The organism is Microbacterium capsulatum, from assembly GCF_030865425.1.
Lineage (GTDB): Bacteria > Actinomycetota > Actinomycetes > Actinomycetales > Microbacteriaceae > Microbacterium > Microbacterium capsulatum.
On the sequence record NZ_JAVFCB010000001.1, the window covers coordinates 284,948 to 297,281 of the forward strand.

Genomic DNA, 12,334 nt, shown 5'->3' on the forward strand with positions numbered 1-12,334 from the left:
TGGGGAAGCGGCACTCGGCCGCACTCGAGGAGGAACAATGAGTTCGTCACCGAACCGACTGGTCGCCGTCATCTTCGGCGCCGTCTACATCGCGGTCGGAGCCCTCGGCTTCGCCGTCACCGGAGGAGTCTCCTTCCTGGCCACCCAGGGCGGGATGCTGCTCGGGATCTTCATGGTCAACCCGCTGCACAACGTGGCGCACCTGCTGATCGGCGCCGCGCTGCTGATCGCGGGACTCCTCTCGACCAGGGCCGCGAAGGGGGTCAACACCGTCGTCGGGGCGGCCTACCTGCTGCTGGGCATCGCCGGGTTCTTCCTGGTGGGCACCGCGGCCAACATCCTGGCGCTGAACACGGTCGACCATTTCCTGCACCTTGCGAGCGCCCTGCTGCTGCTCGCGGTCGGGCTCGGGGTCGAGCGGCAGGCGCCGCGCGGGGCGATGGCCTGACACCATGATCCGCACCTGGCCCGCTCTGTTCGCCTGGGGAGCGGGTCTGATCCACCTGGCGGTCGGCGCATCCGTGGTCGGAGGGAGGCACGGATGGCCGGCCGTCGTGGTGCTCGCGGGGACGCTCGCGCTCGGCGCCGCGGAGCTCGGCTGGGGAGCGGCCGTGCTCCGTGCCGGCCGGATCGTCCTCCGGCGGGGCGCCGCCGTCGCGGCGATCATCGCCGTCGCGCTGGGAGCCGGAGCGCTGGGCGCGGGAGCCTCACCGCTCGCCGTCGCCGCCGGCTCCGCGCTTGCGATCACCGGCGGATCGATCGCGGCGCGCGCCCGGATGGCGCAGGGGAGTGGCGCGGCCGGCGGGGAGGAATCCGCCCGATCCTCCCGCTCACGCGCGGCGGGGATGGCCGTGTGCGCCGTCCTCGTCGCCGCCCTCGTCACGCCAGGGCTCGCGTTCACCGATGCGGGGCTGCACGGCGCCGGGCACGGTCACGACCTGGCGGTGGACCTTCGGCTCACCGATCCGCACGCACACCACTGACACGGTCGCCCGTCCCCGCGGAAGGGACGGGGGTCAGCTCGCCGGTGCGGCCGGAGCGGTCGGGCCGTAGGCCACACCGAAGCCGTCGCCGTCGACATCCGGCACCGACGGCGTGGACACCTGACGCCGGTTCTGGATCATGACGCCCGCCTCGGACGGGACGAGGTTCGCAGAGTGCCCGTCGACCGTCCCGGGATCGAACGCCGTGGGCCCGAAGTGCGCCAGCTGCGCGACCTTGTTGTTGACGGTCGGCGCCTCCTCGATCCATTCCGCCGACGTCCGCGGCCCCGTGTAGGTCTGCGTCGTGGTGAACGACTGCGTGGTCGTGGTGTCCGCGATCGTGATCGTCCACGTGGTGCCGGACGTCTGCGCGATCGACGCGGTCATCACGTCGCCCGGATTGACCGGCATGGAGATCCGGGTCTCGTTCGCCGGGAGGATCTCCCACCACGCCGCGTAGTACGCGGTGCCGTTCACGTAGTCGGACTCGGTCCCCGTCTGGATCAGGTTCGAGTTGTTGTACCCGTCGATCCCGATCCAGTTCGACGAATACGACGAACCGCGCGTCGGGGAGACGGCGGGCACCGTCCATCGACCGGTGATGGAGGTGAAGTTCGAGCCCGTCTCGGCGTAGCCGGACCAGTTGGTCGACGCCCACCCCGCATTGCCCGGCAGGTCGCCGCCGTGCGGGATGCGGGGCTTGTGCGCGACCGTCGGCACGTCCGCCCCGGGATCGGACGGCGTCGTCCGCGCATCGGCGGCGACAGGCCACAGCACCGCCGCGGCGATGAGGGAGGCTGAAAGGGTTGCCGTCATGCGCCGGAGCATGGTCCACCTCGTCCCTGGGGGTGACCGCCCGCCCGATGCGGCGATCGCGACGTCAGTCTAATTTCCTTCGACCGTGAGCCGCCGGGACGCTCAGCAACATCAAAAGTTTCGGCGCGTGGCGAGGCGGCATCGATCGCGTGACCCGGCCCGCGCATCGGTGCCGACCCGGCGCGGGCCAGAATGGGACCGTGACGGCGAAACGAACCTTCGCGGTCGTCGGCGCAGGGATCATCGGCGCCGCGACCGCCCGCGAGCTGTCCCGGCGCTTCCCGGACGCCGAGGTGGTCGTCCTGGAGAAGGAGCTGCGGGTCGCGCAGCACCAGACGGGGCACAACTCCGGCGTCGTGCACGCCGGGCTCTACTACGAGCCCGGCGGCCTGAAGGCGCGGCTGTGCCGGCGCGGCGTCGGGCTCATCCGCGCCCTCTGCGCGGAGAAGGAGCTGCCGTACATCGAGTGCGGCAAGCTCGTCGTCGCGCTCGACGACGCCGAGGAGCGGCGCCTGGAGGACATCTTCGACCGCGCGGTCGCGAACGGCGTTCCCGGCGCCAGGATGATCGGCGCCGAGGAGATCCGGGAGATCGAGCCCCACGCGACGGGCATCGCCGCCCTGCACTCGCCGAGCACCGCGATCGTCGACTACGCGGCCATCACCGCGGCGCTGATCGATGACGTGGTCGCCGATGGGGGGCGGATCCGGTTCGGCTGCGAGGTGCACCGTCTCGAGGACCGCTCCGACGGCGTCGTGCTCCACACCTCCCTGGGCGAGGTGCGCGCCGATCAGGTCGTCGTCTGCGCCGGTGCCCAGTCCGACCGGATCGCCCGGCGCTCGGGCGGCGCGCGCGATCCCGAGGTCGTGCCGTTCTTCGGGCAGTACTTCCTGCTCGAGCCCGCCTATCGCGACGTGCTGTCCGGGCTCGTGTATCCGGTGCCGGATCCGATGTACCCGTTCCTCGGCGTGCACCTGACCAGGCGCTTCGACGGCGAGACGACCGTCGGCCCGAACGCGTTCCTGTCGCTCTCCCGCGAGGGGTACCGCGGCCTCGGCCTGGACCTGCGGGATCTCGGCGAGGCCCTGGGCAGCGGCGCGTTCTGGCGGTTCGCGGCGCACAACGCCCCGAGCGCGGTCCGCGAGGCGCGCACGGTGCTGTCGAAGCGGTTCTTCCTCCGGGAGGCGCAGAAGTACGTGCCCGCGCTCGAGGGTGCGCAGGCGACCAGGCTCACCCGCGGCATCCGCGCGCAGGCGATGGACGCCTCCGGACGGCTCGTCGACGACTTCGCCATCGCACACGACGGGCGGGTCACCCACGTCCGCAATGCGCCGTCACCGGGCGCGACGTCGTCGATGGCGATCGCCGAGCACATCGTCGACGCGGTGAGCGCGCGGCACGGCCTGGCCGGATAGCCGTCCCGGACACGCGAAAGCCCCCGCCGGAGCGGGGGCCTGTCGCGTATGGAGCGCGTCCGAGTCAGAAGACGTTCGCCTCGAGCCAGGAGAGCGGGTCGATCGGCGAGTCGTTGAGGTGCACCTCGAAGTGCAGGCACGAGCCGACGGTGTAGCCGGTGTTGCCGACGCGGCCGAGGAACTGACCGGCCGTGACGCACTCGCCGACCTTGACGGCGCGGCTGCCGTAGTCCATGTGCCCGTAGAGGGTCGAGACCGACTGGCGGCCGCTCAGGGCCGGGTGCTCGAGCTGCACGGTCACGCCGTACCCGCCGTAGCTGTCCTGCGACATCGAGACGCAGCCGTCGGCGGCGGCGTAGATCGGGGTGCCGATCGAGGCGGCGAAGTCCTGGCCCATGTGCGTACGACCGGTGCGCGCTGCGCCGAACCCGTCGGTGAGCGTGTAGGAGCCGGCGGACATGGGGTAGATGACCTGGCCGGGCTTCGCGATCGAGGCGACGCCGGTGCGCTGGGCGGCGGCCGTCGCGGCCTGCATGGCCTGCAGCTCGGTCGGGGTGGTCGCGGTGTAGGTGCCGTTGACGTGCACCTCGGGGAGGATGCCCTTGCCCGCGGTGAAGGACTGGGCCCGGATGTCCGCGGACGCGTTGGTGGCGGACGCGTGCGCGCCGTTCGCGTTCACCAGCGCCATGGCGGGCAGGGTCGTGCCGCAGACCAGTGCAGTGATGGCGAGGACCGTGCCGCCCGTGCGACCGACCCGGCCGAGGACGCGGCGCTGCCCGGCGTTCGGGCGGGGGGCGCGGGCGTTCGGACGGGTCGCGGTGGAACGCCGCTTGGACGGGGTGCGACCGCGTCCCCGGGCCGTCGCCGGTCGGGTGTGCGAGTCGTCGGTCGACGCGGTGGTCGGGACCTCGGTGGTCGAGGACGGGACCCGGGTCTCGGTCATGGGGACGACCGGGGCCTCTGCGACCCGGGGCGTCTCCGCGAAGAGGGGGAGATCCGCGACCGTGGGAGCGGCCGGCTCGACCGCGAGGGGGAGCGCCGCCTGCGCTGCCACCATCACGGGAGTGCTCGCCGCATCGAGGACGAGAGGAGTGGTCCGAGCTCCGCCGAGCTCCGTCTCCGCGTTCAACTGCTCCCGTTCGCGTCGCAGGTCTCGGCGACTCGGAGCCGACGGAGCGGCGAGGGTCGCGGGGACGAGATCTGCATTCTGGGCAGCAATGGACGCGGTATCGGGTGTTCGCGAACTGATGATCGGCTCCTCGGGCGGCGGAGAGTGTTATCGATCCGTAATAGTACGGGGGCTTTCCTGTGAAACACCCGGATCGCCGCGTCGCGGCGCGTCGGACCCTCAGCGGGCGTCGCCCCGGTTCGTGATCGTCTGCACGAGGGCGAGGTACTCCTTCGGCGTCGCCTGAGGGAGGTACGCGTTGCCGATCGCCATCCCGATCGTGCCGAGCTGCGCCGGGTCCGCGTACGCCATGTAGATCGTCTCGTAGCGAGGGTTGAACTTGCTCTTGAAACGGAACAGGGAGGTGAACCCGTACGCCGGCTCCAGCATCTCGCCGAGCCAGGACAGCAGGCGGTCCATGACCGTGGGATCCGCGGGCCGCTCGCCGGGTTTCGTCGCGAGCGGCGCCCCCGACAGGCTGAGCACCTCGGCGCCCTGCTCCTTCATGTGCAGCGCGGCCGACGCGATGACGAACTCCATGATCCCGGGCATGGATCCGTCGCCACGGCGCATGAAGTCGATCGTCCAGCCGGTGATCCGGCCGTCGGTCCAGCTCGGCAGCCAGCTCGTCGTCGCCTCGATCGTGCCCTCCTGGTTGATCGCGAGGAAGATGCCGACGTCCGGATCCTTCAGCTCCTCGGTGCCGCCGAGGGTGAAGCCCATCTCCGGGAGCTTCTTGTTCGCGACCCACTCCTCGCTCACCGCGACGATCTGCGCCGTGTACTTCGGGGGAAGGTCGTGCCACGTCGACCACAGCGTCGTGATGCCTTCGCGCTGGCCGCGGTTGAGCGGCTGGCGCACCTTCTGCCAGGCCTTGCCGGTCAGCTCGAGCCCCGGCAGGTCGAGCACGGTCTCCTCGCCGACCGACATGTACTGCCAGCCGAACGACTGGAAGATGGGCAGGTAGCGCTCGTGGAAACTGTAGAAGCAGGCGGACCACCCCTGCGACTCGCAGTGGTGCACGAAGCCCTCGATGGTCTCCCGTTCCGCGCCCGCGGCGCAGACGGGATCCGACATCGTCAGCGCGATCCCGTTGATGACGCGGTAGGCGACGGCGCCCTCGCCGTCCGGGGTGAACCAGTAGCCGTTGCCGGGCCAGGTGCCCATGAATCCGAGCGTGCCGCCGCCGCCGGTGGTGAGGAGGGCGCGGAACCGCGTCTCGGCGTCGGCGTCGCGTTCGACGCCCGTCGCGCGGTACAGCCGCACGGTGGCGAGGATGAACACCGCCCAGAACAGCACGCCGACCCACTGGTACACGACCAGGGCGACGCCGTCGACGGGGATCGCCTCCTCGGTCACGGGCGGCAGGAAGCCGGCGGGCACGAACGGGCGCAGGATGTCGCCGACCAGGCCGCCGATCGTCGGGCGCCCGTCCATGTAGTTCTCGCCGTCCATGAGCCCGATCGTGACGTACGCGGCGGCCAGCACGATCCAGGCGCCGGCGATCGTGACGAGGAACTGCAGGGCCGCACCGCGCGGTGCCCTGACCCGGAAGCGATGACGGGTCAGGAGTAGCAGCATCACGACCAGGAGCGGGACGAGGGTCGCGAGTACGATCGCGACGGCCTCCTCGAAGCGGAGCAGGTCGCGGGTCTTCGCCTGGAGCAGCTCGGTCACGCCGAGCACGCCGCCGGTCAGCACCGCGATCGCGGCGTTCACGACGATCGCGAGGATCCACGCCGCCCGGCGTCCGCGGCGCAGCCCCCAGGCTGCGAGGAGGGCCAGCAGCAGCGGGACGAGGCTGACCAGGAACGGACCGGGGCCCGCGGTGAGGATCGCGTCCGCCTGCTTCAGGCACTCCGCGGTGAAGTCGTCATTGCAGGACTTCGGCACCTCGGTCTCGGTGATCGGGGCGAATCCGGCGACGACCGCGCTGAGGGGAGCGGCGACGGATCCGGAGATCAGCACGATGATCGGGCCGAGGCCGGTGGCGGCCACGATCGCGGCCACGATCGTGCGGACCTCGCGGAAGGAGCTGCGGTGCCACGCGGCGAGCACGGCTCCGCGGGAGATGGCGGCACCCGCCAGCAGGCCGAGCACGCCGGAGATGAGACGGAAGACGCTGTCGCTGTCGCCCGCGTAGAGCGCGAACATGAGCAGCAGCGTGAAGCCGATGACGCGGATCCGGCGCTGCCACAGGGTCGGGGCCAGCGCGCTCGCCGCCATGATCATGCCCACGACCCCGAGGGACGGGTCCAGGACCAGGTCGAGGCTCGCCAGGTCGGCCCAGTCCGACCCCCAGGCGACCAGGAGCGCCTGCAGACCGACGCCGAGCAGGATCGCGACGATGCCCGTGACCAGGAAGAGCACGATCGCGCGCACGGTGCCGAGGCGCCGCTCGGCGTAGGCGCCGACGGTCAGGGTGAGCAGGATCACCAGGATCCCGCTGATCAGCGAGTCCACGAGCAGGAGCGCGGTGACCGGTGTCCACCCGTACGCGAGCCGGCCCGTGGTGACCAGGCCCGCGGCGAGCTCCTGCGGGAACCGGCCCCAGAACGTCCCGAAGACGAGGCCGCCGGCGAGCGTGATCAGGGCGAGGGCGACGCTGAACGGGTTCGCCCTGGCATAGGCCGCGACCGCTCGGAGGCGGCGAGGCATCGACGGCGGGGCGGGATCGGCGGGGGCGTGCTGCGCGGGTGCCGAGTCGGGGACGGGATCGGTGCTGGTCATCTGCGGCTCTCTCTGCGTGCGAACGGTGTCGAGGGCGGTCGTCGTCGGCTTCTGATCAGGGTGCCGACAAACCCAGGTGTTTGTACAGCAGCTCCATCGCATACGGGATCCCGCCGGTGAGAGCCGAGACCACGTGGTCGGCGCCCGGCACCACGTAGAAGGTCGTCGCGAAGCCGGCCGCCTGGGCGAGTTCGGAGTTCTTCTGCACGCCGGGGAGGAATCCCGGATCCTTCTCGCCGACGGTGAACACGGCCAGGTGACCCGCGAACGCTCCCGGGTGCGCGGCGATCCCGGCCGCGGGCCTGTTCGCGTCGAACGCGGCGGTGTCGCCGCCGAACAGGGTCTTGATCGCCTCGCTCCGCCACTCCGCCCCGGGGTACTCGTCCGGCGAGATCGCGACCAGGTTCCCCCAGAGCTCGGGGTGGTGGGTGGCGAAGGTGAACGCGCACGCGCCGCCGTTCGAGTAGCCCATGATCGTCCAGTACTTGTGGTCGAGCAGGACGTTCAGGTGCTTCGTCGCGTAGGCGGGGATGTCGGTGTTGACGTAGGTCGAGACGCCGCCGTACTTGGCGGAGTCGACGCACACCGGATCCTGCTTCTCGTTCCCGAGCTGGTCGGCGACGATCACGATCGGCGCGAGGCCCCTGTTCTTCGCCGCCAGGGCGTCGAGGGCCGATGCGATGAAGCTCGGATCCGGGGCGCCCGGATAGCCCATCATCATCACGACGAGCGGGAGCCGCGGTGCGTTCTCGACCTGCGCGGCCGGGGGCAGGTAGATCGCGGCGTTGCGCGGCACGAATCCGGCGGTGGACGGGATCTTCTTGTCCCCGCCGAGCTGGGCGACGATGCTCGTCTTCGGCATGTCGGCGGGCGGATTCCAGGTCTGGTAGAGGGGCCCGCTCGCCGTCTGCGTCGGCGACGGCGCGGGCTTCGGCAGGTGGTGGATGTCGTCCTGGGTGGAGACGCCGAACATCGCGCCCACGGTCGTGTCGATGCCGAAGGCCGCGTTCACCCCGAAGGTCGTGGAGATCAGGGAGAGGATCACCACGAGCACGGCGACGGCCTTGCGCCAGATGCCGCGCTCCCACAGCGAGGCGACGCCGAACAGGGCGCCCGCGAAGCCGGCCGGCACCCAGTACCAGCACGCGTCCGGCAGCTGCACACCGAACGCGTCGGTGGCGTTGGAGATGCCGATGGTGGCCAGGCCCGCGCCGGCGCCGACGGCGATCGCGATCACCACGCGCCACAGCCAGGCCGGGGTGGGACGTCGGATGAGCAGCGCCACGACGCCGACGATGGTGAGGCCCCACACCGTGTAGGGGAGCGGCCCATCGATGACGTCGAGGCGGTAGAACCAGGTCATCCGATCTCCTTGGGCGGCGGCGGAGCGTCGGCTCCGCCGGTGCCGACTATAGCCCGCGCCGCGGGCTCGCTCGGTTCGCGGGGCGCCGCACGCCTCGATCGTCGTGACCCGCACGCCGTGGATCGTGGCCCACCCCGACCAGGTCATCCTGAAGACGCGCGATGCCGTGCGCACCGTCGCGCGGGCGCTGGTCGGGCGGATCCGCGCGGCCGCCCAGCGCGAGGGCCAGTAGGCGCCTCCGCGGTGTGCGCGGGCCGGCGCCGCTCAGCGGGGGGCCGATCAGCGTCCGGGTGCGGTCACGCCGCGGGCGGAGGCCGCGGCGTCGATGAGCGCGCGCAGCTCGTCGGCGGGCAGATCCGCGCCGAAGGTCGGGTTGCCGGGCTGGAGGACGACACCCGCGGCGAGCGGACCCGCATCGATCGGGTCGAACCCCAGGGCGTCGATCACCGCGGAGACCCGGGCGACGTCGGCCGGGTCGTCTCCCGCGACGGCGATCGCCTTGCGTCCCGGGGCGCCGGCGGACCGCGCCTCCTCCTCGAGGTCGTGATAGCCCATGTGATTCAGCCCCTTCACGACGCGGGCGCCGGCGAGGAACTCCTGCACGATCTCGCTCGTCGAGGTGCGCGGATCGTTCAGGTCGTCGCGGATCCCGTCCGTCTCCCACCAGTAGTTCATGGCGTCGATCACGAGCTTGCCGTCCAGCTCTGCGACGGGGAGGCGGCGGTGCTTGCCGAGCGGCAGCGCGAGGATGACGAGGTCGGCATCGCGCGCGGCCTCCTCGGGCCGCACCGCGACGGCCCCGGGGACGAGCACCTCGATCGTCAGGGCGATCCGGTCCGGATCCGCGGATCCGGAGATCAGCACCCGGTACCCGGCCGCGAGCGCGAGACGGGTGAGCACGGTGCCGACCTTGCCGGCGCCGAGGATCCCGATGGTGCGGATGGTCTCGTTCATGATGTGCTCCAGAGGTGACGCGGGGATCAGGCGTGCACGGCCTTGCCGTCGGCGGTGATCCGCGCGACGGGCCGGCGGGTGAGGTACCAGCTGCCCGGATCCTCCTCGAGCAGTTCGCGCACGCGCGGGGCGACCCGCTCGCCGAAGAGGCGGATGCTGTGCTCGCGCACGTCGCGGGGCAGGTGGGTCAGGTCGTATTTGAGGTCGAAGCGGGACAGGTGGTTGTCGCGGACGATGCCGGCGATCTTCTGCGCGACCGTCTCGGGGGAGCCGACGTACAGCGCGCCGGTGTCCACCTCCTCGGCGTAGCGCGCCGCCGTCGGCGGGTAGAAGCCGCGCTCCTTGCTGATCGCGGTGACGACCGGCTGCCAGTGCTTCCAGTGCACGTTCTTCGCCTCGTCGTCGGTGTCGGCCACGAGGCCGAGGGAGTGCTGCGCGATCGGCAGCTCCGGGCGCCCGAACTTCGCCAGCGCCCGCAGGTACAGCTCGGCGTGCCCGGCGAAGCGCTGCGGCTGGCCGCCGATGATCGCCATCATCAGGGGGAGCCCGTGCTGGGCGGCACGCACGACGGAGTCCGGGCTGCCGCCGATCCCGATCCAGGCGGGGATCCCGCCCTCCGGCATGCGCGGGTGCAGGCGCACGTTCTCGAGCGGTGTGCGGTACTTGCCCTCCCAGGTCACCCGGTCCTCGCGCATGAGCCGCAGGAACAGGTCGAGCTTCTCCTCGAAGATCTCCTCGTACTCCGCGATGTCGTAGCCGAACAGCGGGAACGACTCGATCGCCGACGCCCTTCCGAGGATGAGCTCGGTGCGGCCCCGGGAGATCGCGTCCGCCGTGGCGAACTGCTGATAGAGGCGCACCGGATCCTGCGTCGAGAGCACCGTGACGGACGTTCCGAGCCGGATCACGGACGTCGCCTGCGCGGCCGCCGCGAGCACGACGGGCGTGGCGGAATCGACCGAGTCCTCCTTGTAGTGCTCGCCGACGCTGAAGATGTCGAGCCCCACCGATTCGGCCAGCTGCGCCTCCTCGACGAGCAGTCGCACCGACTCGGCGTCGGTCATCACGCGGTCGCCGTCGGTGGCCACGTCTCCGAACGAGTTCAGCCCGAACTCGAAGTTCTCCGTCTGAGCAGTCATCGCTGCGCCCTTCCGTGCACCCGGTCGATCCGGATTGATGTGTCAATAGCCGGACAACGTTAGAGTTGACGTATCAATTCCCGCCGGTGCGGGACGGGCGATCGGGGTGGCGGATGGCCGAGAGAGCGGGGCGTTCCCGCCTCACACGGGAGCAGCTGAGGATCTGGCGCGGTTTCATCGAGACCTCGAACGAACTGCGCGGACGCCTGGCGGCGCGTCTGCAGAGCGAGTCGGGTCTCTCCGACGGCGACTACCAGGTGCTGCTCGCGCTGAGCGAGGCCGAAGGGCGCACGCTGCGCTCCGCGGAGCTCGCGGCGCTGATCGGCTGGGAGCGCAGCCGGCTCTCGCACCACCTGGGGCGGATGGAGAGGCGCGGCCTCGTCGCCCGCGACGCCGCCGAGGATCCGCGTGGCGTCGACGTGCGGATCACGCCGCAGGGGGCGGAGGCGTTCCGGGCCGGATCCGTGCCGCACTTCCGTGCCGTGCGCGAGCTCTTCGTCGACGCCCTCACGCCGGACCAGCTGGCGCAGGTCGCGGAGCTGACGGAGGCGCTGCGGCGGCAGTGGGACGGACTCGCGGCGGAGTGAGTCGTGTCGCGCTCGCCGCGGGACTGACGTCGGGGCCGCGTTCTCGAGCCTCGGGCCGGCACGAGGGGGATTGCCTGACTATGACGATCGTCATATTATGACGAGCGTCATAGACCAAAGGAGTTCGCCATGCCGATGATCGATCTGTACGTCACCGAGGGAACGTTCGCCGATCCGCAGGCGCTCGCGCAGCGTCTCGCCGAGATCGTGATGCGTGTCGAGCAGGTGCCGGACATCCCGATGTTCCGGAAGAACACCGCCGCGTTCGTGCACGAGCTTCCGGCGGGCGCGATCCGCAACGTGGACGGGGACAGCGACCGCGTCCGCGTCCAGGTGCTCACCAACTCCGGAGCGCTGGACCGGGACAAGCAGCTCGCCGTGGTCGCGCAGCTGACGCAGGCGGTCGCGGACGCGGCGGGGGACCCGACGCTGGCCGAGCGAACCTGGGTGATGCTCACCGAGGCTGTCGAAGGCGGCTGGGGCCTGTGGGGCACCGCGCACACCAATGCGGAGCTCGTGCAGGCGGCTCGGGCGGAGATCGCGAAGCTCCAGGGATCCTGACCCGTGCCGTCGGATGCCCGGGCGGCGATGATCGACGCCGCGATCCGGATCCTCGCCGAGGACGGGTACCAGGCGACGTCGTTCACGGAGGTGCTCGCCCGGTCGGGTGCGCCCCGTGGATCCATCTACCACCACTTCCCAGGCGGCAAGGATGAGCTGATCGCCGCGGCGCTCGACGTGCAGATCGCCCGGACCTTCGACCGGCTCGGGACGCTGTCGGGGCAGGATCCCGTGATCGTCGTGCAGGCGTTCCTCGACGGATGGCGACGCGGACTCGAGCTGACGGACTTCGCCGTCGGCTGCTCCCTGCTCGCCGTCACGACGTCGGCAGGCCCGGGCGAGCTGCGTGCGAAGGCGGGCGTGCTCTTCCGTGACTGGCGCGCGCTGCTCGCTCGCCTCCTGCGCGATGGCGGAGCGGATCCCGCGTCCGCCGCCGCCCTCGCAGCCCAGCTGCTCGCGGCCACCGAGGGCGCGGTCGCGATCTCCCGCGCCGAACGCTCCTTCGAGGCGTACGACCTCGTGGCCGCGCAACTGCTGCGCGACGCGGCGACGCTCACCGCCGACCGGCGTGCGGCGGACTGACGATCGGGGTCGCCGGAGCCCGCGGTCAGCCCTCGG

13 protein-coding genes are annotated in these 12,334 nt (G+C 71.4%); 7 read left to right on the top strand and 6 right to left on the bottom strand.

Going from position 1 to position 12,334, the window contains the following annotated elements:
- Positions 1 to 37: 37 nt before the first annotated feature.
- Both RBR11_RS01365 and RBR11_RS01370 read left to right on the top strand, forming a co-directional pair.
- Positions 38 to 448, top strand: a complete 411-nt coding sequence (locus tag RBR11_RS01365) for a DUF4383 domain-containing protein (protein WP_308487497.1) — start codon at positions 38 to 40, stop codon at positions 446 to 448.
- A 4-nt stretch (positions 449 to 452) separates the two neighbouring features.
- Positions 453 to 983 carry a hypothetical protein gene (locus tag RBR11_RS01370; RefSeq protein WP_308487498.1) on the top strand — a complete coding sequence of 177 codons (531 nt, stop codon included), beginning with the start codon at positions 453 to 455 and terminating at the stop codon, positions 981 to 983.
- 33 nt (positions 984 to 1,016) lie between these two features.
- Here RBR11_RS01370 and RBR11_RS01375 read toward each other — a convergent pair whose 3' ends face one another.
- Positions 1,017 to 1,799 carry a G1 family glutamic endopeptidase gene (locus tag RBR11_RS01375; RefSeq protein WP_308487499.1) on the bottom strand — a complete coding sequence of 261 codons (783 nt, stop codon included), beginning with the start codon at positions 1,797 to 1,799 and terminating at the stop codon, positions 1,017 to 1,019.
- A 200-nt stretch (positions 1,800 to 1,999) separates the two neighbouring features.
- Here RBR11_RS01375 and lhgO point away from each other — a divergent pair, with 200 nt between their 5' ends.
- Positions 2,000 to 3,214, top strand: a complete 1,215-nt coding sequence (gene lhgO / locus RBR11_RS01380) for an L-2-hydroxyglutarate oxidase (RefSeq protein ID WP_308487500.1) — start codon at positions 2,000 to 2,002, stop codon at positions 3,212 to 3,214.
- 64 nt (positions 3,215 to 3,278) lie between these two features.
- Here the strand turns inward: lhgO and RBR11_RS01385 are convergent, their stop codons facing one another.
- The 3 genes from RBR11_RS01385 to RBR11_RS01395 form a co-directional block, all read right to left on the bottom strand.
- The gene (locus RBR11_RS01385; RefSeq protein ID WP_308487501.1) at positions 3,279 to 4,271 is read right to left on the bottom strand and encodes a M23 family metallopeptidase; all 993 of its coding nucleotides are present in this window, start codon (positions 4,269 to 4,271) and stop codon (positions 3,279 to 3,281) included.
- 291 nt (positions 4,272 to 4,562) lie between these two features.
- On the bottom strand, positions 4,563 to 7,112 hold the full coding sequence (locus tag RBR11_RS01390; RefSeq protein WP_308487502.1) for a bifunctional lysylphosphatidylglycerol flippase/synthetase MprF: 2,550 nt from the start codon (positions 7,110 to 7,112) through the stop codon (positions 4,563 to 4,565).
- Positions 7,113 to 7,167: 55 nt separating this feature from the next.
- Positions 7,168 to 8,475 carry an alpha/beta hydrolase gene (locus RBR11_RS01395; protein ID WP_308487503.1) on the bottom strand — a complete coding sequence of 436 codons (1,308 nt, stop codon included), beginning with the start codon at positions 8,473 to 8,475 and terminating at the stop codon, positions 7,168 to 7,170.
- A gap of 103 nt (positions 8,476 to 8,578) precedes the next feature.
- Here RBR11_RS01395 and RBR11_RS01400 point away from each other — a divergent pair, with 103 nt between their 5' ends.
- Complete coding sequence (locus tag RBR11_RS01400) at positions 8,579 to 8,707, top strand: hypothetical protein (RefSeq protein ID WP_308487504.1); 129 nt, start codon at positions 8,579 to 8,581, stop codon at positions 8,705 to 8,707.
- 47 nt (positions 8,708 to 8,754) lie between these two features.
- On the opposite strand, the gene RBR11_RS01405 is transcribed toward RBR11_RS01400, so the two are convergent.
- Positions 8,755 to 9,429, bottom strand: coding sequence for an NADPH-dependent F420 reductase (locus tag RBR11_RS01405; protein ID WP_308487505.1), 675 nt, complete (start codon positions 9,427 to 9,429; stop codon positions 8,755 to 8,757).
- Positions 9,430 to 9,455: 26 nt separating this feature from the next.
- Complete coding sequence (locus RBR11_RS01410; protein WP_308487506.1) at positions 9,456 to 10,568, bottom strand: LLM class flavin-dependent oxidoreductase; 1,113 nt, start codon at positions 10,566 to 10,568, stop codon at positions 9,456 to 9,458.
- Between the two features lie 113 nt (positions 10,569 to 10,681).
- On the opposite strand from RBR11_RS01410, the gene RBR11_RS01415 reads away from it, so the two are divergent.
- The 3 genes from RBR11_RS01415 to RBR11_RS01425 all read left to right on the top strand — a co-directional run bounded on the left by RBR11_RS01415 (position 10,682) and on the right by RBR11_RS01425 (position 12,298).
- On the top strand, positions 10,682 to 11,155 hold the full coding sequence (locus tag RBR11_RS01415) for a MarR family winged helix-turn-helix transcriptional regulator (protein WP_308487507.1): 474 nt from the start codon (positions 10,682 to 10,684) through the stop codon (positions 11,153 to 11,155).
- A gap of 129 nt (positions 11,156 to 11,284) precedes the next feature.
- Entirely contained in the window at positions 11,285 to 11,716 is a 432-nt protein-coding gene (locus tag RBR11_RS01420; protein WP_308487508.1) for a tautomerase family protein, read from the top strand.
- A gap of 3 nt (positions 11,717 to 11,719) precedes the next feature.
- Positions 11,720 to 12,298 carry a TetR/AcrR family transcriptional regulator gene (locus tag RBR11_RS01425; protein WP_308487509.1) on the top strand — a complete coding sequence of 193 codons (579 nt, stop codon included), beginning with the start codon at positions 11,720 to 11,722 and terminating at the stop codon, positions 12,296 to 12,298.
- Positions 12,299 to 12,334 lie beyond the last annotated feature (36 nt).